Below are 25,325 nucleotides of genomic sequence, written 5' to 3'. Positions count from 1 at the left end.
AGGACGTCGCAGGCCTTCTTTATAGGTTTTGGTAGCCGGCTTAGTAAACGCGCACATCCGGCAACAGTTATTTACCGGATCCGTAACAGTGCCCTAAATGCTTGTAATTGAAGGGTGTGCGGCGTTTTGTCGCACTCGTTCGGAGGCCATGAAGAATGTTTCATGTTGGTATGATGTATCCCAGACCCCAATAAAAACCCCGCCATGGAGGCGGGGTCGGATGTTGCGTTCAGCTTCAGGGGCTGGATCAGCTGCCTTTGACCGACTTACCGTTCACCGTGCCGTCCTGCAGCATGATGTTGTATTCCTTGCCGTCGGTTTCAACCTGTTGCAGGCGAACCAGCAGGAAGTCGTAGTCCTTGGCGAACCACATCACGGTGATGCGCTTGTTCTGCGTCGGATCACGCACGCGTTCTACCTTGATGGAATCGACAGAACCCACCTTGGTGTCGACCTTCTCGGTGCCCAGCACGCGGAAGTCATAGGTGTCGATTTCGTCACCGTCGACCACCTGATACGACATGCTCTTCTTGCCGGCAGCCACATCATGCTGCAGCGCAAGCTGGTAGGTGGACTTGTCCAGGACGCCGGCATTCAGCGGGATTTTCACCGCATTGCCACGGTCCGAACCGGTGATGAACTTGGTCGGCCAGTCGAACACCAGATCCACTGTCTTGCTCTTGCCCAGGCCGCCACGTTCGAAGTGATAGGTCTGCGGCAGGAGCTGGTCCTTGTCGACTTTGATCGTGCTGACCTCGGTCAGGCTGGCGATCATCATCGAGGCCTTGAAGCTGAGGGTCCAGTTGCCGTTGGCGTTCTTCTCGAGGCTGCGGCTGGCGCTGCCACCGCTCATGGGCAGTTGTTTCCAGTCAGCGGTGTAGCTGGCGGAGAAAGGTTGAAGGTCTGCCGCGTTGACTGCGGGAAGTGCGAACAGAGCGAAAGCGAAGAGCAAAGCGCGACGCATAATATCTCCTAATGTCGGATCAAGTGGCCGCTGGGCCCTAAGGGCTGAGCGTCCAGTGAGGCGCGATGTTCGTCGAGGGTCAAGCGGCCTTCGGCGAACCAGCGAATGGCCAGTGGATAGATCAGGTGTTCCTGAGCGTGAACCCTCTGGGCCAGCGTGGCGGGTGTGTCGTGCAACTCTACAGAAACAACTGCCTGTACGACCAGAGGCCCCCCATCGAGTTCCTCGGTGACAAAGTGCACGCTGCAGCCATGTTCGGCGTCACCGGCGTCCAGCACGCGCTGATGAGTGTGCAGCCCTTTATACAGCGGAAGCAGGGACGGGTGAATGTTCAGCAGACGGCCATGGTAGTGGCGGACGAACCCGGGCGTGAGGATGCGCATGAAGCCGGCAAGGACGACCAGCGACGGCTGAAACGAATCGATGGCCTCGATCAGCGCCGCATCGAAGGCCTCGCGACCTTCGTAGCCGGTGTGATCGAGCACGCAGGTGTCGATCCCTGCACGGGCGGCACGCTCAAGGCCGAACGCATCGGCGCGGTTGGATATCACCGCACGAATGCGCGCAGGGCTCGCGCTGTCCTGAAAGCTGTCGATCATTGCCTGCAGGTTACCGCCGGTGCCTGACAGCAGCACCACCACGTCACAGGGTTGGGGCATGTCGGGCATTAATGAGCCTTGACGTTCTTCAGCTCGACTTGTGCAGCGCCTTCGGCAGCCGTGCCGATCTGGCCGATCACCCATGGTTGCTCGCCTGCTTCACGCAGGGCATTGAGCGAGGCGTCGACGTGTTCCTGGGCGACGCAGATGACCATGCCCACGCCGCAGTTCAGCACGCGGTGCATTTCGTGCTCGTCAACGTTGCCTTTTTCCTGCAACCAGTCGAAGACCGACGGACGGGTCCAGCTGGCCACGTCGACGACGGCCTGTGCGCCTTCAGGCAACACGCGCGGAATGTTGTCCAGCAGGCCGCCGCCGGTGATGTGGGCCATGGCTTTCACCGCGCCGGTGTCTTTGATCAGCTTGAGCAGCTGCTTGACGTAAATGCGGGTGGGGGCCATCAGCAGGTCGGTCAGCGGCTTGCCGTCGAGCTGGATGGTTTCGATGTCGGCACCCGACACTTCGATGATCTTGCGGATCAGCGAGTAGCCGTTGGAGTGCGGACCGGAAGAAGGCAGGGCGATCAGTGCATCGCCTGCAGCCACCTTGGAGCCGTCAATGATGTCGGCTTTCTCCACGACGCCGACGCAGAAACCGGCCAGGTCGTAGTCTTCGCCTTCATACATGCCTGGCATTTCAGCGGTTTCACCGCCCACCAGCGAGCAACCGGCCAGTTCGCAGCCCGCGCCGATGCCGGTGACCACTTGAGCTGCGGTGTCGACGTTCAGTTTGCCGGTGGCGTAGTAGTCGAGGAAGAACAGCGGTTCAGCGCCGCAGACCACCAGATCGTTGACGCACATGGCGACCAGGTCGATACCGATGGTGTCGTGTTTGTTGAGGTTCAGCGCCAGACGCAGCTTGGTGCCGACGCCGTCGGTGCCGCTGACCAGAACAGGCTGCTTGTAGCCGGCCGGGATTTCACACAGAGCGCCGAAGCCCCCGAGGCCGCCCATCACTTCCGGGCGCTTGGTGCGCTTGGCGACGCTCTTGATGCGTTCGACCAGCGCTTCACCGGCGTCGATGTCAACACCGGCGTCTTTGTAGCTCAGGGAGGGTTGCTTGCTCATGATCCAGGCCTTTAGGGGGGATTCGGGTAACGACCGAGTGGTAACGACGCGGGGGTCGTGTCATCGCCGGTCTGCGAAGGCGCGCGATTTTATCAGGGTTGGGCGCAAGCGACCATCCTTGGGCCGACGGGCAGGACCACCGTGAAGAAAAAATAACCCGGTTTATCCCGACGCACCCGTTCGTCGCCGGGAGGATCCGGTGTAACGTTGGCGCCTGAGTGAGCGATTCGCACGCGCCTGCGGTCAGAGTCGGGTCACTCATGTTCATGCAGCTGTTTATAGCGCTGCCTTTTTACCCAGCGGGAATACTTCATGCGTCCACCTTCATTCATGCGCCTAAAAAACTGCCTGTTCGTGGGTTGTCTCTCATTGATGAGTCTGCCGGCGCTCGCCGAGACGGTGAACACCCTGTATCAGGTGCGCGAGCCGGTCAGCGGGCAAACTTCGGACGAGAAAACCCGTGCCACTCAGGCCGCGCTTGAAACCCTGGTCATCCGCCTGACCGGCGACCCCAAGGCACTGCAGAACGGCGGCCTTGCCGAGGTGCGCAAGGACCCTCAGCAAATCATCAGTCAGTACGGGTACGACGCCGGCCCTCCCGAAACCCTGCAGGTCGATTTCGATCCGTCGAGCACCGAGCGTGTGATGCGGCAGGCGGGGCTGTCGTTGTGGGGCTCCAACCGTCCGGTGATCATGGCCTGGTGGCTGAACGACGCGACTGACGGCGCCAATCTGGTTGGCGACGGCCAGGCTTCTGCAGAACCTTTGCGCCGCGCCGCCCAGCATCGCGGTCTGCCGCTGCGCCTGCCGTTGGCAGACCTTGGTGAACAAGGCATCGGCAACGCCAAGACCCTGGATGGCAACAATGTCGGCCCGCTCAAAGAGGCCTCCGAGCGTTACGGCTCGGACGCAATTCTGGCCGTTCACGCGCAGGAAAATGGCGGCCAGTGGCAGGGCAAATGGCACCTGTGGCTGGGCGACAAGATGGAGCAGGGCAGTGCCAGCGGTGCGAGCTCCGCAGAGCTGGCCGATGCAGTGCTGTTGGCGGTGAGTCAGCGTCTGGCCCCACGATTCGTGGTCAAGCCGGGCGCTTCGACGGGCATGGTGCTGGATGTGCAAGGCATGAACCTGGAGCGTTACGCGCAGCTGTTGCGCCTGATCGAGCCTTTCGGTGGCCGCCTCAAGTCAGTGGATGGTGATCGCATTGCCTTCGACGTCAGCGGCAGCCCCGACCAGCTGCGCTCGCAGCTGGCACTGGCGAAGCTGCAGGAAGTGCCGGCCAGTGAAATCGCCAGCCCCCCGATCAATGCTGCGCCCAATCCTGCGCCCGTTTCGGCGGACGGCACGCCAACCCCGCCGCCGGCGCCAACTGTTTCTGACACAGCGTTGCACTTCCGCTGGTGAACAGGTTCATAACGACGTTGCACGAAGCACACTATCCTGGGGAAAGAGGCAGTAATGACTGATACGCGTCGTTGGTTCTGGTTGGGCGGGGTTGTCCTGGTCTGTCTGTTCGTCTGGCTGTTGCATTCGATTCTGACGCCCTTCCTCGTGGCGCTCTTACTGGCCTACATGGGCGATCCGCTGGCCGATCGCCTGGAAAAACTCAAGCTGTCACGCAGCATGAGTGTGGTAACCGTCTTTCTGTTGTTCACCCTGATCTTCATGGGGCTGTTGTTGGTGCTGGTGCCGATGCTGGCCAAGCAGCTCTACCGCTTGTACGAACTGGCGCCGCAGATTCTCGACTGGCTGCAACACACCGCGATGCCGTGGACGCAAGCCAAACTGGGGCTGGCAGATGGCTTCTGGAAATTTGACAAGGTCAAGGCGGCGATCTCCGAGCACATGGGGCAAACCGGCGACATCGTCGGTATCGTTCTGTCCCAGGCGACCACTTCGACCCTTGCGCTGATTGGCTGGCTGACAAACCTGGTGCTGATCCCGGTGGTCTGCTTCTACCTGCTCCGCGATTGGGACGTGATGACCGCCAAGGTGCGCAGCCTGTTGCCCCGTCACCGCGAGAAGAAAATCGTTGCGCTGGCGGACGAGTGTCATGAAGTGCTGGGCGCGTTCATTCGCGGCCAGTTGCTGGTGATGGTCGCGCTGGGCGTGATCTACGCCGCCGGGTTGATGCTGGTCGGGCTGGAGCTGGGCTTGTTGATCGGGGTCATTGCCGGTCTGGCGGCCATCGTGCCGTACATGGGTTTTGTGATCGGCATCGGCTCGGCGATTCTGGCGGGCTTCTTCCAGTTTGGCGGCGACCTGTACCCGATGCTGGGCATCGTCGCGGTCTTCATGGTCGGCCAGGCCCTGGAAGGCATGGTCCTGACGCCGCTGCTGGTGGGTGACCGCATCGGTCTGCACCCGGTCGCGGTGATCTTCGCGATCCTGGCGGGTGGTGAACTGTTCGGTTTCACCGGCATTCTCCTGGCCCTGCCGGTGGCCGCAGTGATCATGGTGTTGGTGCGCCATGTACACGACCTGTACAAGGATTCGGACATCTACGGCGGTCTGGACGACCCTGATCTCTGATTCCGTTCCTGCGGCGGGCAGTGGACCACGCTGAATCGGTGGGGCTGCCTGTGTGGGAGCCGGCTTGCTGGCGAACCGGTTGTGTCAGTCAACGCACGTGTTGCTGACCAACTGCGTTCGCCAGCAAGCCGGCTCCTACAGTCCTGCCTGCCGCGTCCAAAGTGCGAAGCTTTCTAGGGCGGGTTTTCCCGGGATTCCCCAGTCGTGCCCGTCACTTACGCAAGCCTTTGATTTTGCTGGCAGTCTGCCGCATTGTGCGCCCAGCCCTGCGGGTATAGACTTTGCGCACTTTTCACAGAGGCCCTTTGGCGGTTCGTCATGAACCGTTCAGCCAGCATGAAACCAGTTCAGCTGCCCCTGAGTGTGCGTCTGCGAGATGACGCCACCTTCATCAATTACTACCCAGGCGCCAATGCCGCTGCACTCGGCTATGTCGAGCGGCTGTGCGAAGCCGAGGCCGGCTGGACCGAAAGCCTCATCTATCTGTGGGGCAAGAACGGGGTAGGGCGCACGCATCTGCTACAGGCAGCCTGCCTGCGCTTCGAGCAAATGGGCGAGCCGGCAGTTTACCTGCCGATGGCCGAGCTTCTTGATCAAGGTGTCGGTCTGTTCGATCGCCTGGAGCAATACGAGCTCGTGTGCCTTGACGACCTTCAAGCAGTGGTCGGCAAGCCTGAGTGGGAAGAGGCGTTGTTCCATCTGTTCAACCGGTTGCGTGACAGTGGCCGCCGCTTGCTGATCGCCGCTTCATGCTCGCCGCGTGAGCTCCCGGTGAAGCTGGCGGACCTGAAATCGCGGCTGACCATGGCGCTGGTCTTCCAGATGCGCCTGTTGTCCGACGAAGAAAAACTTCGCGCCCTGCAATTGCGCGCGTCGCGTCGGGGTCTGCACCTCACCGATGAGGTGGGGCATTTCATCCTGACGCGAGGCAAGCGCAGCATGAGCGCGCTGTTCGACCTGCTTGAGCAACTCGATCAGGCGTCGCTGCAGGCCCAGCGCAAGCTGACCATCCCCTTCTTGAAAGAAACCCTGGGTTGGTAAGCGTGCCCGCGGTCGATCCGGCCTTGGTCCTGCAAACCGCCGCGGCCTTGCGCCACGCCACACGTATCCTGATCATCACCGGCGCGGGCCTCTCGGCGGACTCCGGTTTGCCGACCTATCGTGGTGTTGGCGGTCTTTATAACGGCGAGACCGACGACGGCCTGCCGATCGAAATGGCCTTGTCCGGCCCGATGCTGCGCCGTGACCCCGCCCTTTGCTGGAAATACATCGCACAGTTGGGCAGCGCTTGCCTCGGCGGACGTCCCAATGCGGCGCATTACGCCATCGCTGAGTTACAGCGGCGCAAGCCTGAATGCTGGGTGTTGACGCAGAATGTCGACGGCTATCACCGGGCGGCGGGCAGTCCGCCGGAACGGTTGATTGAGATCCACGGCCAGTTAGCGCCGCTGTACTGTCAATCTTGTGGCGCCGAGGACCCGCAGTTGAGCGAGCATCTCAGTCGGCCATTGCCGCCGCTGTGCGCCCGCTGTGCTGGCGTTTTGAGGCCGCCAGTGGTGTTGTTTGATGAGATGTTGCCAGAGTTGGCATTGAACGTGCTTCAGGAAGAGATGGCCAAAGGCTTTGACGCTGTGCTCAGCATCGGAACCACCGCCAGCTTCCCGTACATCCATGAGCCAATGCTGCGTGCTCGAGTGACGGGAGGCTTTACTGCCGAGATAAACCCGTCGCCCACCGATCATTCTGCGCACATGGATGCGTTTCTGAGGTGCAGAGCCTTAGAAGTGATGGACGACATCGTAAGTCACATTTGTTTCGATTGAATTTGCAAATGGATACGATAGAGGGCATAGTCTCGGCTTCTTTACACTTCAGCCACGGTCGTGCACATGCTAAACCGCTTCGCACCCCTCGTGCCTCTCGCACTCGTAACGCTGCTGTTCGGCTGTGCGGCCCAGATGCCGACGTCGCAACAGCAGTCGCAAAGCCCGCAATTCCGGGACGCCGCCACCGCGCAATCTGCCGGTAAGCGCGCAGACTACGCCGCCTCCGTGCTGGACGACGAAGTCGCCACCGAAGACGAACTCGCGCAATTCGCCGACAACAAGCCTTACCGCCTGCCGGTTCTGGCCGACAGCATCCTTGAGCGCGGCAAATCGCTGATAGGGACTCGCTATCGCTTCGGCGGCACGTCGACCACCTCCGGTTTCGACTGCAGCGGCTTCATCGGGTACCTGTTCCGTGAAGAAGCGGGCATGAGCCTGCCGCGTTCTTCCCGCGAAATGATCAACATCGATGCCCCTCTGATCAAGCGCAACGACCTCAAACCTGGCGACCTGCTGTTTTTCAGTACCGCCGGCCGCGGTCGTGTGAGCCATGCGGGCATCTACCTGGGCGATGACCAGTTCATCCACTCCAGCAGCCGCCGCAGCGGTGGCGTCCGTGTCGACAGCCTCGACGACGCGTACTGGTCACGCACCTTCATCGAAGCCAAGCGCGCGCTGGCCATGGCACCGTCAACGGTACCTGAGACCACCACCGCCATGAGCTCGACTACAATCAAGCGCCAACACCGTTAATCCTGGGCGCGCAAGGAGCTTGACTGTCTTGCGCGCAACCCTGGCTCTCGGCAAAGCAAGCTGCATCCCGCACAGGTTGTCGTGTTTATGTCGTTTACGGTTCGCCTGATTGTTGCCTCCCTGGCTGTGCTGCTGGCCGCGTGTTCCAGCACACCACCACCCGCTCCACGCAAGCTCGTCTACCGGCCTGTTGTTTCCGCTCCTCCCCAGTTTCCCTCCCCGCTTGCCGACGATATTCTGCTGCGCGCGATCGGACTGGTCGGCACGCCGTATCGCTGGGGCGGCAACACGCCTGATTCGGGTTTCGATTGCAGCGGTTTGATCGGCTATGTCTACCACGACGCCGCCGGTATCACCCTGCCGCGGTCCACGCGGGAGATGATCACTCTGCGCGGCCCCGACATCGACCGCAGCCAGTTGCAGACCGGTGATCTGGTGTTCTTCGCCACCGGTGGCGGTTCGCATGTCAGCCACGCCGGCATCTACGTCGGCGAAGGACGGTTCGTCCACGCACCGGCCACTGGCGGCACCGTCAAGCTCGACAGCCTCGACAAGCCCTATTGGCAAAAAGCGTGGCTGAATGCCAAGCGCGTTATCCAGCCTTCGAATCTCGCCAAGCAGTAGTTGCTGCTGACGCAATGTGTCCGCGCGCTGTTGGCGGGTGAACATAGGGTCAGCCCCGCGAACCCATTCCTGGCAAACACCCCCACCGTGGGAGCCGCTTGCTGGCGAATGCAATTTTCCCATCACCATTGAAGGCGACTGACCCCGAAGCCGACTGACCCCCGACGCCTTTGCCAGCGAGCCGGCTCCAGGAATCGTGGCCTGCCGCGAATCTCTGGACGCTGCGGATGAAACCGTAGGAGCGTGGCTTGTCCCGCGATCTGGCGCGCAGCGGCAGCAGAACGTTGCATGCAGTGGGTCAGGGAAAATCGGGGTATCGGTTTCACGCCTGCTGCGCAGCCGATCGCGGGACAAGCCACGCTCCTACATGAATCGTGGTGTTTGCGGATGCCCATGGCGATATGCGGATCGCGGCTTTGGGGCGAACTCTTCGCGCTATGCGGATGAAACCGTAGGGGCGTGGCTTGTCCCGCGATCTGGAGCGCAGCGGCAGCAGAACGGTGCATGCAGTGGGTCAGGCAAATCGGGGCATCGGTTCCACGACTGCTAGCTGATCGCGGGACAAGCCACGCGCGCTGTTTTGCGCTTCAGGCACTGGCCAGGTCCAATCTGAGTTTTCGCACGCACCTGCCAATGCGATCCCTCGATTGACGCTCCCGGGTCAACCCTCTAACCTTCGCGCCATGTTTCAGGTGCCCGGGGCCTCGTTGGCCGACAGGGTGAAACAGGGAAGCCGGTGCGAGCGCTTTTGCGATCAATTCCGGCGCTGCCTCCGCAACGGTGAATGAGTCAAGGCCCGGCACGTGCCACTGTGTTCGTTGAACATGGGAAGGCGCCGGGTCTGCCACGCAGGTGGCAACTCATGAGTCCGGAGACCGGCCTGATCCATCGAACAGCATCACGGAGGGCGATGCTCTGTTGCAGGCCGGGCCTTGTCCTGTGCCTGCTGTCAGCCTTTGCCTGCGTCCTCCGTTTGCCACACCTGCCCTCAAGCGGAGAGCTGAGATGAGCGAATCCCCCGAACGTGACGAACGCCACCTGGCGCGCATGCTGCGCAAAAAGGCGGTAATGGACGAGCGCATTTCCAGCGCGCCGAATGAATGCGGGTTGCTGCTGGTACTGACCGGCAACGGCAAAGGCAAGAGCAGCTCGGCCTTCGGCATGCTGGCCCGCGCCATGGGGCATGGCATGCAGTGCGGCGTCGTCCAGTTCATCAAGGGACGTAACAGCACCGGCGAAGAACTGTTCTTTCGCCGCTTCCCCGAACAAGTGCGTTACCACGTCATGGGCGAGGGCTTCACCTGGGAAACCCAGGACCGCCAGCGCGACATCGCCGCGGCCGAAGCCGCCTGGGCCGTGACCCGCGAAATGCTCAAGGACGCGTCCATCGGTATGGTGATCCTTGATGAGCTGAACATCGCCCTCAAGCACGGTTATCTGGACCTGGAGCAAGTGTTGAGCGACTTGCAGGCACGCCCGCCGATGCAGCACGTGATCGTGACCGGTCGCGGGGCGAAGCAGGAGCTGATCGACCTGTCCGATACGGTGTCCGAGATCGGCGTGGTCAAGCATGCCTTCCAGGCTGGCATCAAAGCCCAGAAAGGCATCGAACTGTGAGTGAGCGTCAACCCCGGCAGTGCCCGGCCGTGCTGATCGCCGCCCCGGCGTCCGGTCAGGGCAAGACCACTGTCACCGCCGCACTCGCCCGCTTGCATCGCAATCAGGGACGCAAGGTGCGTGTATTCAAATGCGGGCCTGACTTTCTCGACCCAATGATCCTTGAACGCGCCAGCGGCCATCCGGTGTATCAACTGGACATGTGGATGGTGGGGGAGGACGAAAGCCGACGCCTGTTGTGGGAAGCGGCCGCCGACGCCGACCTGATCCTCATTGAGGGCGTCATGGGCTTGTTCGACGGCACGCCGTCCAGCGCAGACCTGGCCCGTCGTTTCGGCGTGCCTGTGCTCGGTGTGATCGACGGCACCGCCATGGCGCAGACCTTTGGCGCACTGGCGCTGGGGCTGGCGCGGTATCAGCCGGATCTGCCATTTGCCGGCGTACTGGCCAATCGCGTCGGCACGGTGCGCCATGCGCAGTTGCTCGAAGGCAGCCTGACCGAGGGCCTGCGCTGGTACGGCGCGCTGTCGCGAGAGACCGGTATCGAGTTGCCCAGCCGGCATCTCGGGCTGGTCCAGGCCAGTGAACTTAATGACCTGGACATGCGCCTGGATGCCGCCGCCACCGCGCTGGCCAGCACCTGCGACGCCACGTTGCCGCCCGCAGTAACCTTCACCGCGCCGGCGTTCGTCAAGGCCGAGCCGCTGCTGGCCGGCGTGCGCATCGCCATCGCCCATGACGAGGCGTTCGCGTTCTTCTACGGCGCCAGCCTGGACCTGTTGCGGGCGATGGGCGCCGAACTGTCCTTCTTCTCGCCCATCCGCGACCAGCAATTGCCTGACGCCGACAGCCTGTATTTGCCGGGCGGCTATCCGGAGTTGCACCACACGGCGCTCGCCGCCAACCACCCCATGCTTGCCGCCATCCGCGCGCACCACGCAGCCGGCAAACCTCTGCTCGCCGAGTGCGGCGGGATGTTGTACCTACTCGATGCCCTGACCGATGTCGACGGGCAGCGCGCCGAAGGGGTCGGGTTGCTCAAGGGCGAAGCCGTGATGCAAAAACGTCTCGCGGCGCTGGCGCTGCAATCGGTCGACCTGCCGGAAGGCACCTTGCGCGGTCACACCTATCACCATTCGCTGACCAGCACCGAACTGACCCCCATCGCCCGAGGCCTCAGCCCCAATGGCGGCCGCGGCGCCGAAGCCGTGTACCGGGAAGGGCGCATGACCGCGTCTTACGTGCACTTTTACTTTCCCTCGAATCCCCAGGCGGTGGCGGCGCTGTTTTTGCCATGATCCCCTTCTATTCAACCGCCGCATTCGGTGGGAGCGAGCGTGCTCGCGAAGGCCGAGTGTCTCAATGACTGACCACACCTTCACCGATCCGGAACGCGCCGCCGTCTACCGCGCCATCGCCGAGCGTCGTGACATGCGCCACTTCTGTGGCGGCACGGTCGCACCTGAGCTGCTGGCGCGCCTGCTCGAGGCCGCGCACCACGCACCGAGCGTCGGTTTGATGCAGCCGTGGCGCTTCATCCGCATCACCGATGCAGCCTTGCGCGCGCAGATTCAGGCGCAGGTCGAGGAGGAACGCGTTCGCACCGCTGAGGCCCTCGGCGAGCGTTCCGATGACTTTATGAAACTCAAAGTCGAAGGCATCAGTGACTGTGCCGAAGTGCTGGTCGCGGCATTGATGGACGACCGTGACAAGCATATTTTTGGTCGCAGGACCCTGCCGGAGATGGACATGGCGTCGCTGTCCTGCGCCATTCAAAACTTGTGGCTGGCGGCGCGTGCCGAAGGGCTGGGGATGGGCTGGGTGTCGTTGTTCGATCCCCTGGCGCTGGCCGATCTGCTGAAGATGCCAATCGGTTCAAAACCCCTGGCGATTTTGTGCCTGGGCCCGGTCAAGGCATTTTACCCGGCGCCGATGCTGGTGCTGGAGGGCTGGGCCGAGCCGCGCGAACTGCAAACGCTGGTTTACGAAAACACCTGGGGAGTGACGCCATGAGCGTGGCGTTATTGACCGTCGCCGGGGTCGCGCTGGATGCGCTGCTGGGGGAGCCGAACCGAAACCATCCGTTGGTGGCGTTCGGGCGCTTTGCCGAGCGTATCGAACAGCGCCTGAATGTCGCCGGCCGGGGCTGGCGCAGCCATGGCGTGACCGCATGGTTCATCGCCGTGATTCCGCTGACCCTGATCGCGACGCTGCTCAGCTGGCTGCCGCTGATTGGCTGGTTGGTTGAGGTGTTGGCACTTTACTGCGCGTTGGGTTTGCGCAGCCTGGGCGAGCACGTCGAGCCGGTCGCTCAGGCGCTGCGCAGCGACAATCTGGACGAAGCGCGCCGCCGCGTCAGCTACCTGGTCAGCCGGCAGACGGCCGAGCTGGACAGCACCGAAGTGGCCCGGGCGGCCACCGAATCGGTGCTGGAAAACGGCAGCGACGCCGTGTTCGCCGCGATCTTCTGGTTCGTCGTGCTGGGCGCACCGGGCGTGGTGCTCTACCGTTTGAGCAACACGCTGGACGCCATGTGGGGCTATCGTAACGAGCGCTTCGAACGCTTCGGCTGGGCGGCGGCGAAAATCGACGACCTGCTCAACTACATTCCGGCGCGGTTGGTGGCGCTGACCTACGCGCTGCTGGGCAAAACCCGACTCGCCCTGCGCTGCTGGCGCACCCAGGCACCGAAGTGGGACAGTCCGAACGCCGGGCCGGTGATGGCCGCCGGTGCCGGTGCCCTGGGCGTCGAACTGGGTGGCCCGGCGATTTATCACGGTGAGCTGCACGAGCGCGCCACGTTGGGCGAGGGCGTACCGGCGGACGCGAATTCCATTGATCGCGGCTGGCAGCTGGTGCAACGCGGCGTTTGGCTGTGGTTGCTGATCTTGTGTCTGGGGCCAGAATTCTATGCTTGAGCACGGCGGTCGATTGCGTGGCGCGGTCCTTAAATACGGCATCGACGAGGCGGACTGGCTCGACTTGTCCAGCGGGATTTCGCCGTGGTCGTGGCCGATTCCCGCCATCCCTGAAGCCGCCTGGGCGCGTCTGCCGGAAACCGACGATGGCCTGGAAGCCTCGGCCCGCCGCTACTATGGCGCCACGGACGTGCTGCCGGTGGCCGGTTCGCAAGCCGCGATTCAAGCCCTGCCGCGTCTGCGTCAAGCGGGCAAGGTTGGCGTGCTGTCGCCGTGTTACGCCGAGCACGCCGAGGCCTGGCGCAACACGGGCTTTCTGGTGCGCGAGGTGTCGGAGCACGAAGTCGAACGCTTCCTCGACCAGCTCGATGTGCTCGTGGTGGTGAACCCGAACAACCCCACCGGGCTGAGCTTCGCGCCAGAACGCCTGCTGGAATGGCACGCGCGTCTCGCCCAGCGCGGGGGCTGGCTGGTGGTCGATGAAGCGTTCATGGACAACACGCCGGAGTTGAGCCTGGCCGCTTACACCCAGCGTTCGGGGCTCATTGTGCTGCGCTCGTTTGGCAAGTTTTTCGGACTGGCCGGGGTGCGTCTTGGCTTCGTGCTGGCGGAGGCACGCTTTCTCAAAGTCCTGGCGCGGCAGATCGGCCCCTGGTCGGTCAGCGGGCCGACGCGCATCCTCGGTCAGGCCTGCCTCAGCGATGTGGCCGGGCATCAACGCCAGCGCCAGCGCAACGAGCAGGCTAGCCAGCGACTGGTCGGGGTCCTTGACCGCCATGGCTTTGCACCCAAAGGCGGCTGCGCTCTGTTCCAGTGGCTGATCACGCCGCTGGCGGAGGAGCTCTACGAATTCTGCGCAAAAAGAGGCATCCTCCTGCGCATCTTTACCCTTAACAGCAGCCTGCGATTTGGCTTGCCCCGCGAGGAAGCTGACTGGCAGCGTCTGGAGCAGGCGCTCGCCGAATTTTCCCGGGAGCGTGCATGAACATCGGCAAAACCCTGATGGTGCAGGGCACCACGTCCGACGCGGGCAAAAGTACGCTGGTGACGGCGCTGTGCCGCTGGCTGACCCGCCAGGGCGTGCGCACCGTGCCGTTCAAACCCCAGAACATGGCCCTGAACAGCGCCGTGACGGCCGACGGCGGCGAGATCGGTCGGGCCCAGGCCGTGCAAGCCCAGGCCTGTGGCCTTGAGCCGCACACCGACATGAACCCGGTGCTGCTCAAACCCAACAGCGACACTGGCGCACAAGTGATCATTCACGGGCGCGCCGTCACCACCATGAACGCCGTCGCCTATCACGACTACAAAGCCATCGCGATGCAGGCCGTGCTCGCCTCCCATCGTCGTCTCAGCGAAGGCTGGCCGGTGGTGATGGTCGAAGGCGCCGGGTCGCCCGCAGAGATCAACCTGCGCGCTGGCGACATCGCCAACATGGGGTTTGCCGAAGCCGTGGATTGTCCGGTGCTGCTGGTGGCGGACATCAACCGCGGCGGCGTTTTCGCACATCTGGTCGGCACGCTGGAGTTGCTCTCGCCCAGCGAGCAGGCGCGAGTCAAAGGCTTCATCATCAACCGCTTTCGCGGTGACATCGCCTTGCTGCAGCCGGGTCTGGACTGGCTCGAACAGCGCACCGGCAAACCGGTGGTCGGCGTGTTGCCCTACGTCATGGACCTGCACCTTGAGGCGGAAGACGGCCTCGATCAGCGTCAGACCGACAAGGCCGAGCAGGTGCTCAACGTGATCGTGCCGGTCCTGCCGCGTATCAGCAATCACACCGACTTCGACCCGCTGCGCCTGCACCCGCAGGTCAACCTGCAATTCATCGGCCCGGGACAGGCGATTCCCGGGGCTGACCTGATCATCCTTCCGGGGTCGAAAAGCGTGCGCAGCGACCTTGCCTATCTGCGCGCCAACGGCTGGGACACGGCCATCAGCCGCCACCTGCGCTATGGCGGAAAGGTGCTGGGCATTTGCGGTGGGCTGCAAATGCTCGGCGAACAGTTGCACGACCCCTTGGGGCTTGAAGGCGTCGCCGGTTCAAGCCCCGGGCTCGGGTTGTTGGCGCTGAGCACGGTCCTTGAACAAGAGAAGCAACTGCGCAATGTCAGAGGTTGTTTGACTCTCGAGGGTGCTGAGGTCAGCGGTTATGAGATTCACGCGGGCGTGACCACCGGGGCGGCGCTGGAGCATCCATTGGTTCAGCTCGCCGACGGTCGCTGCGATGGCGCACGCAGTCCTGACGGTCAAGTGCTCGGCACGTACCTGCACGGCCTGTTCGAGAACCCGGCGTCGAGCAGCGCCTTGCTGCGGTGGGCCGGACTGGCAAATGTGCAATCGGTCGATTACCACGCCCTGCGCGAACGCGACATTGAACGCTTGGCCGATCTGGTGGAAACCCACCTGGACGGCACCCTGCTGCGACAACTCTGCGGCCTGGAGCAACCCTGATGCTGCAATTGATCCTCGGCGGCGCGCGCTCCGGCAAAAGCCGGCTGGCTGAAACGCTGGCCAGCAACAGCGCCCTGGACGTTGTCTACATCGCCACCAGCCAGCCGCTGGATGGCGAAATGAACCAGCGCGTCGCCCTGCACCGTCAGCGTCGTCCGGCAGAGTGGGGCCTTGTCGAAGAACCCGTCGAACTGGCCCGCGTCCTGCGCGAAAACGCCCGAGAGGAGCGCTGTCTGTTGGTGGACTGCCTCACCCTCTGGCTGACCAACCTGCTCATGCTGGACGATTCGCTGCGTCTGACTCAGGAGCGAGAAGCCTTGCTCAACAGCCTGAACACGCTGCCGGGCGAAATCATTTTTGTCAGCAACGAAACCGGGCTTGGCGTCGTGCCCCTCGGTGAGCTGACCCGTCGTTATGTCGATGAGGCCGGCTGGCTGCATCAGGCGCTGGCCGAATGCTGCCATCGCGTGGTGTTTACCGTCGCCGGACTGCCCATGACCCTGAAAGGACCCGCATTATGAGTAACGCCTGGTGGCTCGCGCCTGCCAAAGACGTCGATCAAGCCAGCCGCGAAGAAGCGTTGGCCCGGCAGCAACAACTGACCAAGCCCACCGGCTCTTTGGGTCGTCTGGAAGACGTCGCGGTGCAACTGGCTGGCCTGCAGGGTCGGCCTAAACCCAAGGTCGATGAGGTCTGGATCGCTATTTTTGCCGGCGACCACGGCGTGGTTGCCGAAGGCGTATCGGCTTACCCCCAGGCGGTGACCGGTCAGATGCTGCACAACTTCATCATGGGCGGTGCAGCGATCAGCGTTCTGGCGCGGCAGTTGTCGGCGCAGATGGACGTGATCGATCTGGGCACGGTTTCGCCGCTGGAGCTGCCGGGCGTGCGTCACCTTAATCTGGGTCGCGGTACCGCGAATTTTGCCCAGGGTCCGGCCATGAGCGAGGCGCAACTGCACGCTGCGCTGGAGGGCGGCCGCGACAGCGTGCTGCGCGCCAGGGCTGCGGGTGCCGAGCTGTTCATCGGCGGCGAGATGGGCATCGGCAACACCACGGTCGCCAGTGCGCTGGCCTGTGCATTGCTGGATTGCCCGGCGAGTTCGCTGGTCGGTCCGGGCACCGGTCTGGATGCACAGGGCGTGAGCCACAAGGCGCAAGTGATCGAGCGGGCGCTGCGGTTGCACGCTGGCTCGGCCGGTGACGCGCTGGCGAGTCTGCGCGACCTCGGCGGTTTTGAAGTCGCGGCGCTGGTCGGCGGGTACCTGGCCTGCGCGCAAGAGGGCATTGCTGTGCTGGTCGACGGGTTCATCTGTTCCGTGGCAGCGCTGGTGGCCGTGCGCATCAATCCGTCCTGCCGGGCGTGGCTGTTCTTCGGCCACCGTGGCGCCGAGCCGGGCCATCGCCTGGTGCTGGAAGCCTTGCACGCCGAGCCGTTGCTCGACCTGGGTCTGCGTCTCGGAGAGGGCAGTGGCGCGGCGCTGGCGGTGCCGTTGTTGCGCCTGGCCTGTGAGCTGCACAACGGCATGGCGACCTTCGCCGAAGCCGCCGTGGCAGACCGCCCGGCATGACGCTGCGTCTGGACCTGTTGCGTCATGGCGAAACCGAATGTGGCGGCGGCCTGCGCGGCAGCATCGACGACGCGCTGACCGACACTGGCTGGCAGCAGATGCGCGCGGCGGTCACTGATCATGGGCCCTGGGACCGGATTGTCAGCTCGCCGCTGCAACGCTGCGCGCACTTCGCTGATGAACTGGCCGCGCGACTGGGGTTAACGGTCGAGCGGGACGCCGGTCTTCAGGAATTGCACTTCGGCGACTGGGAAGGCCAGAGCCCCGCGCAGCTGATGGAGACTGATGCTGCCGGGCTGGGGCGCTTTTGGGAGGATCCGTACGGCTTCACCCCGCCCAACGGCGAACCGGTGCAGGCGTTTGCGACCCGCGTGCTGGGCGCCGTGGAGCGGTTGCAGCAGGCGTATGACGGGCAGCGCGTGCTGCTGATCAGTCACGGCGGGGTGATGCGTTTATTGCTGGCCCGCGCGCGGGGACTGCCCCGCGAGCAATTGCTGCAGGTGACCGTGGCCCATGGCGCTCTGTTTGGCCTTGATGTGCAGGCCGACGGCGTGTTGACGGAGGTTTAAATGCTGCCGTTCTGGATCGCCCTGCAATTTCTGAGCAGCCTGCCGATTCGGCTGCCGGGCATGCCGACGCCCCAGCAATCGGGCCGCTCGTTGCTGTTCTACCCGCTGGTGGGGTTGCTGTTTGGCGTGCTGTTGGTGGCCCTGAACCAGGTGCTTGTTGGCGCGCCTGCGCTGCTGCACGCCGCATTGCTGATCGGCGCCTGGGTGATGCTCAGCGGAGGGCTGCACCTGGACGGCCTGGCCGACAGCGCGGATGCCTGGCTCGGCGGGTTCGGCGACCGCGAGCGCACCCTGACCATCATGAAAGACCCACGCAGCGGCCCCATTGCGGTGGTCACACTGGTGGTGGTGTTGCTGTTGAAGTTCAGCGCCGTGCTGGCGTTGATCGAAGCCCACAGCAGCGTCGGCCTGTTACTGGCTCCGGTGATCAGCCGCGCGGCGATGCTGGCGCTGTTTCTCAACACGCCTTACGTGCGCGCCGGCGGACTGGGACAGGCGCTGGCCGACCACCTGCCGCGCCAGACCGGCGTGCGGGTGCTCGTCGCGGTGGCGGTGCTGTGCCTGCTCATCGCAGGCAGTCATGCGGCGTGGGTGCTGGTGGTCGCAGCGTGCGGTTTCTTCTGGCTGCGCCGCGTCATGATCCAGCGCCTGGGCGGCAGCACGGGCGATACGGCCGGGGCGATGCTGGAACTGCTGGAGACGCTGGTGCTGGTGACATTGGCGCTGATTGGCGATTGATGTGGTTTATGGACCTGTCAAATGACACGCCGCCAGACCACTATCCAGCGCATCACTGTAGGAGCCGGCTTGCTGGCGAACCCGTAATGTCAGCCGATATCGATGGCACTGACCCAACGCGTTCGCCAGCAAGCCGGCTCCTACGGCCTTTGGCCAGAATCAGCGCCGGGAAGAGCCTGAACCCCTATTTTGCAAATGGCTTCGCCCATACGCAGTCGCTAGGCGGGAGCATGGGCGATACCGCCGGGGCGATGCTGGAACTGCTGGAGACGCTGGTGCTAGTGACATTGGCGCTGATGGGCGATTGATGTGGTCTGTGGGCCTGTCAAATCACACGCCGCCAGACCATTATCCAGCGCATCACTGTAGGAGCCGGCTTGCTGGCGAACCCGTAATGTCAGCCGATATCGATGGCACTGACCCAATGCGTTCGCCAGCAAGCCGGCTCGGCCTGTGGCCTGAGTCGGCGCCGGAAAGAGCCTGAGTCCTTATTTCGCAAAAGGCTTCGCCCCTAGACAGTCGAAGACTTATCCATCGTGTTCCGGACAGCCGGAGAGGTGTCATGCATAGCGTTGCGCTGGTGGTGTACCCACAATTCCAGTCCCTTAGCCTGTCAGTCGGGTCCGTGCTGACCTGTGCGAACCTGATGCAGGGCGAAGCGGCGTATTCCTTTCACCTGGTGTCCGAGAGCGGCGGGGCGGTCATGTCCTCCGAAGGGTTTTCGGTCAACACCACGCCCTTGGAGCCCGAGGGCTACGACACGATCATCGTCAGCGGCTACATGGACCTGCAATTGCCGACTCCAAGCCTGCTGGAGTTCGTGCGCACCGCGTCTGCTCAATCGCGGCGGGTGGCGTCGCTGTGTACAGGCGGCTTCGTCCTGGCGGAAGCCGGCCTGCTCGATGGCAAGCGCGCCACCATGCACTGGATTCACGCACCCGAGTTCCGCAAGCGTTACCCCAACGTTCGCGTCGAAGACGACAAACTGTTTACGGTGGACGGTCAGATCTGGACCGGCGCGGGCATGAGCGCGGGGCTTGATCTGGCGCTGGCGATGGTCGAGAACGATCTGGGCGCCGACATCGCCCGGCAAGTCGCACGCAAGCTGGTGATCTATCAGCGTCGCGGCAGCGAGCATTCTCAGCTGTCGACCTTGCTGGAGCTGGACCCCAAGTCCGACCGCGTGCAACTGGCGCTGGCCTATGCCCGCGAGAACCTCACAAGCGACCTTTCCATCGACGCATTGGCGGCGATTGCCCGGTTGAGCCCTCGCCAGTTCAGCCGGGTGTTTCGCGAGGAAACCGGGCAGACCCCGGCGAAAGCCATCGAGTGCCTGCGCGTGGAAGTGGCGCGGGCCATGATGGAAACCAGTCGGCATCCCGTCGAAGTGGTCGCCCGGGAAACCGGATTCGGCGATCGGGAAAGAATGCGTCAGGCGTTTCTGCGCAACTTCGGTGAGCCGCCCCAGGCCATGCAGCGAGCGTTCACGGCGATCGAGAGCGTCGGCTAACGGTGAAGACCACCGCTTCAACGGCACGCTAGGCATCCGTCACGCGGCGGAGTAGCGTGGCGACAGTCCACCTTTCTGGTCGCTCATGAATGGATGTTGCCATGGCCCTTCGCTGGATTCACGCCCCTTTGCTTTTGCTTGCCCTTAGCGGTGCGGCCATGGCTGCCGATTGCCCGGCGCTGCTGCAAGGCGAACTGCCCAAGCTGCGGGCCAAACAGAACATCGATTTGTGCAAGCAGTTCGCAGGCAAGCCCATGGTCGTGGTCAATACCGCCAGCTTCTGCGGCTTCGCGCCTCAGTTCAAAGGGCTTGAGGCGCTCAATCAGCGCTTCAAAGGCCAGGGGTTAGAAGTCCTTGGCGTGCCGTCGGACGACTTTCTCCAGGAATCCAAGGACGCTGCGGAAACCGCCAAGGTCTGCTACGTCAACTATGGTGTCACTTTCACCATGACCGAACCGCAGCCGGTGCGTGGCGCCGATGCCATCAACCTGTTCAAAATCCTGGCCGAGCAGAGCAACCCGCCACGCTGGAACTTCTACAAGTACGTCGTGGACCGCAAAGGCAGCGTCGTTGCCAGCTTCTCCAGTGAAACCGCGCCAGATGATCCCGCGCTCATCTCCGCCGTCGAGAAGGCCATCGCCTCAAAACCGTAACAGGCGCAGCAGCGGGCTGACTCACCACTGAACATTGACCACCGGGCATAACGAAAAACCCCGCAGCCATTGCTGGCTGCGGGGTTTTCTGTATGGCGAACAGGTGATGTGCCTGTCCCGCCAACTGCATCAGAAGCGGTAAGTCATGCCCACGCCGAAACCGTTGGCGCTGTTTTCGTACTTCGCGTTGTAGCTCTGACCCAAGGCATTCGCGTCGGCGACCTTGACGGACTCTTCCTGCAGGTAGGAGTAAGCCACGTCGATTGTGATGTCATCGGTCGGGCTGTAACCGGCGCCCAGGCTGAAGATCGTGCGATCACCCGTCGGGATGCGCGGCGAACGGTTTTCGTTGTTGGTCGGCGACTGGTCGAACGACAGACCGGTACGCAATACCCACTGCTTGTTCAACTGGTACGACGTACCCACGGCATAGGCCCAGGTGTCGTGCCAGTTCTGATCTTCCTTGATGGTGCCGACCAGGGTTGATGTCGCGTCGCGGCGCGACACTGGCGTGATACCGGAGTTGTTGACAGTAATGTCCTGCAGGCGGCTCCAGCGTGTCCAGGTCGCACCGGCGTACAGCTTCCACGCGTCGTTCATTTTCTGAGTAACGGAGAAGTCGACGGTTTCCGGTGTATCGATGTTCAGTTTCGCGTCGTAGCGACCGCCCGGCAGAATGGCCGAAGGCACGCCGGCGCCCGGAGTGACTTCCGTGTGGCCTTCCAGCTTGTAGGTCACTTTGGAGTGGTAGGTCAGACCGACGCTGGTGGTGTCGGTGGCCTGCACCAGGATACCGGCGTTGAAACCGTAACCAACGTCGTCACCCTTGACCTGCACGCGACCGTCACCGGTGCGGGCGCCCAGCAGCGGGCTGACATTGAGTGCCGATTCCAGCGCGCCGGAGATGCGGTTGATGGTCGGCCCGAAACCGATCGACACCTTGTCATTGAAGGCGTAGCTGACGGTCGGCTGGAAGGTCACGACCTTCACGATGCTCTTGCTGCCGAAGTTGCGGCCCTGGAAGCTGTTTTCGTAGTCGGTGACCAGGCCAAACGGCGCGTAGACCCCGAAGCCGAATGCCCAGTGGTCGTCGACCGGGTTGACGTAGAAACCCATCGGAACCGCGATGAAAGGCACCATGTCGCCTTTGTTGGTACCGGTGCTGCGGCCGCTGGTGTCGGAGATGTCGGTCGAGGCATCGATCGCGGCGACGCCCACGGTGGCTTGTGCGCGCTTGAGGCGCGACATGCCGGCCGGGTTGCCGTAAACGATGCTGGCATCATCGACGGACGAGGTGCGGCCCGCAAAACCGGTCCCCATGCCGCTGATGCTTTGTTCGTTCAGGGCAAAACCGGATGCAAAAATCTGGGTGGAGGCAAGTGTGATGGCGAGACTGAGGCTGGATTTGATCATTGTTTTTTTCATTGTTAGAACTCCTTGTTGATCACCGCGCGGAAATTACCAATATTTCTCACCGCACGCCATAGCCTGCACCCGCGGAGTTAGAGCGGTTTTGTAGGACAATCCTGAAAGTTCGCATCGTTTTTCATTTAATACTCATCGGTCATGAAATGGCCGCCGAGGGCTGGAACAAAGGGCTGACGCAGGTTTGCCAGGCAAAGGTGAAATCCTGGAGCTGACCTTCGGGCTGAAACACCTCGCGCCACAGCTGCGCCATGGCCAGCCAATCGTCTGCGTCAGGCAGCGAAATCTGGCTGGCTTCAACCATCAACCAGGCAATCGCCGTCGAGTACCGCAAGTTCACTGTCAGCTCAAGATCGGGCCCGGTGAGGAACGCGTGTTGGCTGGCAAGGCCTCGAACAAGGCTCGCAAGGTCAGGGTCGCGGGCAAGGTATACGTCCCAGAGCTGGCGGTGCTGGGCATCGCCGATGCTGTAGAGCCCGTGGCCGCGCGGGTTATCCAGCTCGGCCCCTAACGCCGATTGGCTGGCGGCGACGCACAGCAGCAGGGATTCGGCGGCTCGGTTGTCTCGACCGAGGTACATAAGCGTCGGGCGGATGACGTAGCGACACAATTCACTGGCGGCGATTCCCATAACACCCTCGAGGGTCAATGAGTCGGCAGGCCCTGGCGCTTGGCAGCAACGGATGGAGTGGGCCCGCCGGCAGCGACGTGAGCCGCCGAGTTGAAGTGTAGTGTGATATTGACGGCGTAAAGGCCTGTTTTCAGAGTGTTTCCGTTTCCATGAAAACAAGGTGGTTGGGATTCATCACTGCATCTGTCGCTTTTATGTAAGTAAAACAGACACAAAAAAGCCCCACCCTTATCGGGTGAGGCCTTGTCGATGCAGCGGGATTTGCCGACGGACGGTATCAGGCAACGAGGGCCTGACGCGTACGGTCGATCACAGCCTGCAGCGGAGCATCGCTAGAGTATTGATCCGGGTACAAACGCTCGCTGTGGCGGGCGATACCGTGCTCGTTGACGATGGTGAAGCTGAAGCAGCCTTTGCGCGCTGCCATGATCAGGCAGTTCATCGGAGCAAAAGCGTTGGTCAGTGTACGAATAGCGTTTTGAGTCTGGATATGATTAGTCATGTTATGGGTGTTTCCTGAATCGACACGCAATAAGAGGCGTGCAAAATTAAAACGTTCCAGTAAACGCGGACCGATGCTCGAAGGCGAGTCAGGGGCAGGGCGCAGAACCTGTCTGGAACAAAAGCAGCCAGTTGAGCGCATTTAAATGTGGCGCGGGCTGACTGGTAGGTACTTAGGAGGGCAGGCAACACGACGCGAGCTAAGGTTCGATGCTCGAGGTGAAGATCCTGATCAATTTGCAGGCTGGTTGGGCAGTCCATGAAAGTTCTGCACACACCAGCGTATCGACGGCAGGTCGTGTGAGTTCATGTCTGGAAACCATCGAGGTGATCGATCCCTTTTTTCAATCCGTTCGCTCAGTTGGCGAACCGGGATTGGGGGATTTGTTCGATCAGAATTGACTTTCAGCTTGGTACTAACGGCGGCGATGCTAATGGATTCGCCAGCGCGGTGCAAGCGTCGACTACAAAAAAGTGACCAGTACCAAGGGCGCGCAAGCGAATGAAGTTCGCGGGCAGTGCTGGCTCGATGCCTTATTCCGGCAGAGTTTGAGCCGGTGACAGAGCTGACAATCCAGGCTTATGCGCCGCTCAAATCAACTTGTGCACATTGCGAAAGGTATCTGTCATGTCACTGTCACGTCGGCCGCTAACCGCTTGATTTAATGCAACGAATTATTAAGTCAATGAAAACCATCGTTTTTTTGCACTGGTGAAAAAATCGTCAGTTTGAACGCAGGCCCCATTCCACGTGCGTTTGCGAGAGCTTAAGGGGTGTTGTCCACTGAGTTATCCACAGGTTCTGTGGATTGTCCCAAGCGCTGGCTCTACCACGCCACTCTTGAAGCATTCGCTATCGGTTTTGTCATGCGGCGCGCCTGTTTAACCTCGATCTGACGTCGACGTCGCTTCTGCGCATAATGCCGCCTGCATGAATGTCGGAGTTGTGATTTATGGTTTTCGAGTGGACCAGCCTGTTGCTGGGATTGGCGGTGGCGGCGGTGCCTTTGTTGGGACTGGCGTGGCAGTTGCAACGGCGTCTGGCGCAGCGCGAGGCGGACGCCGCGTTGCTTGACGAGCGCCTGAGCAATGCGCAAATGGCCCAGGACGGGCTTAATGCTCAGCTGGACGCCAGCCGCGACGAGATCAGCGATCTCGCTCAGGCCAATGCGGTCAAGCAGGCGGACCTGGCGGCCTTGCGCAGAGAAGTGGAACTGCTTCGCCAACAGCACGAGGGCGCGCGTGAGGCGCAGGAAGACTGGGGCCGTGAACGGACCGCCAGAGAGGCCGAACTGCGCCGACTCGACGCCCAGTGTGCATCGCTTGGCGCCGAACTGCGCGAGCAGCAGGACAGCCATCAACAGCGACTCAGCGACCTGCAGGGCTCGCGCGATGAATTGCGTGCGCAGTTTGCCGAACTCGCCGGCAAGATCTTCGATGAGCGCGAGCAGCGTTTCGCTGAAACCAGTCAGCAGCAGTTGGGGCAATTGCTCAACCCGCTCAAGGAACGCATCCAGTCGTTCGAAAAGCGCGTCGAAGAGAGTTACCAGAACGAGGCTCGCGAGCGCTTCTCCCTGGGCAAGGAGTTGGAGCGCCTGCAGCAACTCAACCTGCGCCTGAGCGATGAAGCAAACAACCTGACCCGTGCGCTGAAGGGCCAAAAGACCCAAGGCAACTGGGGTGAACTGATTCTGGAACGTGTGCTTGAGCACGCCGGTCTTGAAAAAGGCCGCGAGTATCAGACCCAGGTCAGCCTGAAAGGACCTGACGGCGAACGCTTCCAGCCTGACGTTCTGATCATGCTGCCCGGCGACAAACAGGTTGTTGTCGACGCCAAGGTCAGCCTGACCGCCTATCAGCAATATGTGGCGGCCGACGATGAGGTCATTTCCCAGGCGGCGTTGAAGCAGCACGTGCTGTCCCTGCGCAATCACGTCAAAGGCCTGTCCGGCAAGGATTACAAACGTCTTGAAGGGCTGCACAGTCTCGATTTCGTTTTGCTGTTCGTCCCCATCGAAGCGGCGTTCTCTGCAGCGTTGCAGGCTGAGCCGAACATGTTTCAGGAGGCGTTTGATCGCAATATCGTGATCGTCAGTCCGACCACGTTGCTGGCAACGCTGCGGGTCATCGACAGCTTGTGGAAGCAGGAGCGGCAGAGCCAGAACGCCCGGGAAATCGCCGAGCGGGCAGGGTGGCTCTACGACAAGTTTGTACTGTTCATTCAGGACCTGGACGAAGTCGGCAGCCGCCTCCAACAATTGGACAAGGCCTACAGCGCGGCGCGAAACAAGCTCGTCGAGGGGCGCGGCAATCTGAT

The 25,325-nt window shown here is 62.3% G+C and carries 27 protein-coding genes and 1 riboswitch; of the genes, 21 read left to right on the top strand and 6 right to left on the bottom strand.

Annotated features, from left to right (window positions below; genetic code table 11):
• Positions 1–247: 247 nt before the first annotated feature.
• From VF672_RS13345 to purM, 3 genes are read right to left on the bottom strand one after another with little or no spacing between them, the layout of a single operon-like run.
• Positions 248–964 (bottom strand): DUF3108 domain-containing protein, encoded by a 717-nt coding sequence (locus VF672_RS13345; RefSeq protein WP_331105057.1) that lies wholly within the window; start codon positions 962–964, stop codon positions 248–250.
• Positions 965–972: 8 nt separating this feature from the next.
• Entirely contained in the window at positions 973–1,623 is a 651-nt protein-coding gene (purN, locus tag VF672_RS13340; RefSeq protein WP_331105089.1) for a phosphoribosylglycinamide formyltransferase, read from the bottom strand.
• A gap of 8 nt (positions 1,624–1,631) precedes the next feature.
• Complete coding sequence (purM, locus tag VF672_RS13335; RefSeq protein ID WP_331105056.1) at positions 1,632–2,690, bottom strand: phosphoribosylformylglycinamidine cyclo-ligase; 1,059 nt, start codon at positions 2,688–2,690, stop codon at positions 1,632–1,634.
• Between the two features lie 330 nt (positions 2,691–3,020).
• Here purM and VF672_RS13330 point away from each other — a divergent pair, with 330 nt between their 5' ends.
• The 19 genes from VF672_RS13330 to VF672_RS13240 all read left to right on the top strand — a co-directional run bounded on the left by VF672_RS13330 (position 3,021) and on the right by VF672_RS13240 (position 20,451).
• Complete coding sequence (locus tag VF672_RS13330) at positions 3,021–4,094, top strand: DUF2066 domain-containing protein (protein ID WP_331105088.1); 1,074 nt, start codon at positions 3,021–3,023, stop codon at positions 4,092–4,094.
• A gap of 54 nt (positions 4,095–4,148) precedes the next feature.
• The gene (locus VF672_RS13325; RefSeq protein WP_331105055.1) at positions 4,149–5,222 is read left to right on the top strand and encodes an AI-2E family transporter; all 1,074 of its coding nucleotides are present in this window, start codon (positions 4,149–4,151) and stop codon (positions 5,220–5,222) included.
• A gap of 336 nt (positions 5,223–5,558) precedes the next feature.
• Complete coding sequence (gene hda, locus VF672_RS13320; RefSeq protein WP_331105054.1) at positions 5,559–6,263, top strand: DnaA regulatory inactivator Hda; 705 nt, start codon at positions 5,559–5,561, stop codon at positions 6,261–6,263.
• A 2-nt stretch (positions 6,264–6,265) separates the two neighbouring features.
• On the top strand, positions 6,266–7,045 hold the full coding sequence (locus VF672_RS13315; protein WP_331105053.1) for an NAD-dependent deacylase: 780 nt from the start codon (positions 6,266–6,268) through the stop codon (positions 7,043–7,045).
• Positions 7,046–7,111: 66 nt separating this feature from the next.
• On the top strand, positions 7,112–7,801 hold the full coding sequence (locus tag VF672_RS13310) for a C40 family peptidase (RefSeq protein ID WP_331105052.1): 690 nt from the start codon (positions 7,112–7,114) through the stop codon (positions 7,799–7,801).
• 87 nt (positions 7,802–7,888) lie between these two features.
• Positions 7,889–8,425 carry a C40 family peptidase gene (locus VF672_RS13305; protein WP_331105051.1) on the top strand — a complete coding sequence of 179 codons (537 nt, stop codon included), beginning with the start codon at positions 7,889–7,891 and terminating at the stop codon, positions 8,423–8,425.
• 673 nt (positions 8,426–9,098) lie between these two features.
• Positions 9,099–9,323: riboswitch (cobalamin riboswitch) on the top strand.
• A gap of 107 nt (positions 9,324–9,430) precedes the next feature.
• Complete coding sequence (gene cobO / locus VF672_RS13300) at positions 9,431–10,042, top strand: cob(I)yrinic acid a,c-diamide adenosyltransferase (protein ID WP_331105050.1); 612 nt, start codon at positions 9,431–9,433, stop codon at positions 10,040–10,042.
• Positions 10,039–11,340: a cobyrinate a,c-diamide synthase gene (locus VF672_RS13295; RefSeq protein ID WP_331105049.1), complete on the top strand. Its 1,302-nt coding sequence runs from the start codon at positions 10,039–10,041 to the stop codon at positions 11,338–11,340. Before cobO ends, VF672_RS13295 begins: the two co-directional genes overlap by 4 nt.
• A 64-nt stretch (positions 11,341–11,404) precedes the next feature.
• On the top strand, positions 11,405–12,055 hold the full coding sequence (gene bluB, locus VF672_RS13290; protein ID WP_331105048.1) for a 5,6-dimethylbenzimidazole synthase: 651 nt from the start codon (positions 11,405–11,407) through the stop codon (positions 12,053–12,055).
• Positions 12,052–12,960, top strand: a complete 909-nt coding sequence (gene cbiB, locus VF672_RS13285) for an adenosylcobinamide-phosphate synthase CbiB (protein WP_331105047.1) — start codon at positions 12,052–12,054, stop codon at positions 12,958–12,960. Before bluB ends, cbiB begins: the two co-directional genes overlap by 4 nt.
• Positions 12,953–13,945, top strand: a complete 993-nt coding sequence (gene cobD / locus VF672_RS13280) for a threonine-phosphate decarboxylase CobD (protein WP_331105046.1) — start codon at positions 12,953–12,955, stop codon at positions 13,943–13,945. Before cbiB ends, cobD begins: the two co-directional genes overlap by 8 nt.
• Entirely contained in the window at positions 13,942–15,411 is a 1,470-nt protein-coding gene (locus VF672_RS13275; protein WP_331105045.1) for a cobyric acid synthase, read from the top strand. The genes cobD and VF672_RS13275 overlap by 4 nt, the downstream gene beginning before the upstream one ends.
• Positions 15,411–15,932 carry a bifunctional adenosylcobinamide kinase/adenosylcobinamide-phosphate guanylyltransferase gene (gene cobU / locus VF672_RS13270; protein ID WP_331105044.1) on the top strand — a complete coding sequence of 174 codons (522 nt, stop codon included), beginning with the start codon at positions 15,411–15,413 and terminating at the stop codon, positions 15,930–15,932. The genes VF672_RS13275 and cobU overlap by 1 nt, the downstream gene beginning before the upstream one ends.
• A complete protein-coding gene (gene cobT / locus VF672_RS13265) occupies positions 15,929–16,981 on the top strand; it encodes a nicotinate-nucleotide--dimethylbenzimidazole phosphoribosyltransferase (RefSeq protein ID WP_331105043.1) in 1,053 nt (350 codons plus the stop codon). The genes cobU and cobT overlap by 4 nt, the downstream gene beginning before the upstream one ends.
• Entirely contained in the window at positions 16,978–17,550 is a 573-nt protein-coding gene (cobC, locus tag VF672_RS13260; protein ID WP_331105042.1) for an alpha-ribazole phosphatase family protein, read from the top strand. Before cobT ends, cobC begins: the two co-directional genes overlap by 4 nt.
• Positions 17,551–18,288 carry an adenosylcobinamide-GDP ribazoletransferase gene (locus VF672_RS13255; RefSeq protein WP_331105041.1) on the top strand — a complete coding sequence of 246 codons (738 nt, stop codon included), beginning with the start codon at positions 17,551–17,553 and terminating at the stop codon, positions 18,286–18,288.
• A gap of 149 nt (positions 18,289–18,437) precedes the next feature.
• Positions 18,438–18,596, top strand: a complete 159-nt coding sequence (locus tag VF672_RS13250) for a hypothetical protein (RefSeq protein ID WP_331105040.1) — start codon at positions 18,438–18,440, stop codon at positions 18,594–18,596.
• Between the two features lie 254 nt (positions 18,597–18,850).
• Positions 18,851–19,798, top strand: a complete 948-nt coding sequence (locus VF672_RS13245; protein WP_331105039.1) for a GlxA family transcriptional regulator — start codon at positions 18,851–18,853, stop codon at positions 19,796–19,798.
• Positions 19,799–19,899: 101 nt separating this feature from the next.
• Positions 19,900–20,451 (top strand): glutathione peroxidase, encoded by a 552-nt coding sequence (locus tag VF672_RS13240; protein WP_331105038.1) that lies wholly within the window; start codon positions 19,900–19,902, stop codon positions 20,449–20,451.
• A 129-nt stretch (positions 20,452–20,580) separates the two neighbouring features.
• Here VF672_RS13240 and VF672_RS13235 read toward each other — a convergent pair whose 3' ends face one another.
• The 3 genes from VF672_RS13235 to VF672_RS13225 all read right to left on the bottom strand — a co-directional run bounded on the left by VF672_RS13235 (position 20,581) and on the right by VF672_RS13225 (position 23,009).
• The gene (locus VF672_RS13235) at positions 20,581–21,876 is read right to left on the bottom strand and encodes an OmpP1/FadL family transporter (RefSeq protein ID WP_331105037.1); all 1,296 of its coding nucleotides are present in this window, start codon (positions 21,874–21,876) and stop codon (positions 20,581–20,583) included.
• A 139-nt stretch (positions 21,877–22,015) separates the two neighbouring features.
• Entirely contained in the window at positions 22,016–22,507 is a 492-nt protein-coding gene (locus tag VF672_RS13230) for a hypothetical protein (protein ID WP_331105036.1), read from the bottom strand.
• 277 nt (positions 22,508–22,784) lie between these two features.
• Positions 22,785–23,009 carry a hypothetical protein gene (locus VF672_RS13225; RefSeq protein ID WP_331105035.1) on the bottom strand — a complete coding sequence of 75 codons (225 nt, stop codon included), beginning with the start codon at positions 23,007–23,009 and terminating at the stop codon, positions 22,785–22,787.
• Positions 23,010–23,227: 218 nt separating this feature from the next.
• Between VF672_RS13225 and VF672_RS13220 the strand changes: the two genes are divergently transcribed.
• Complete coding sequence (locus VF672_RS13220; RefSeq protein ID WP_331105034.1) at positions 23,228–23,410, top strand: hypothetical protein; 183 nt, start codon at positions 23,228–23,230, stop codon at positions 23,408–23,410.
• Positions 23,411–24,075: 665 nt separating this feature from the next.
• The coding region (gene rmuC / locus VF672_RS13215) for a DNA recombination protein RmuC (RefSeq protein ID WP_331105087.1) at positions 24,076–25,325 on the top strand (1,250 nt) is incomplete at its 3' end.

The organism is Pseudomonas sp. (assembly GCF_036387035.1).
Taxonomy (GTDB): Bacteria; Pseudomonadota; Gammaproteobacteria; order Pseudomonadales; family Pseudomonadaceae; genus Aquipseudomonas.
The sequence above is the reverse complement of the archived record's forward strand: the minus strand, read 5'-3'. Positions and strand labels throughout refer to the sequence as shown.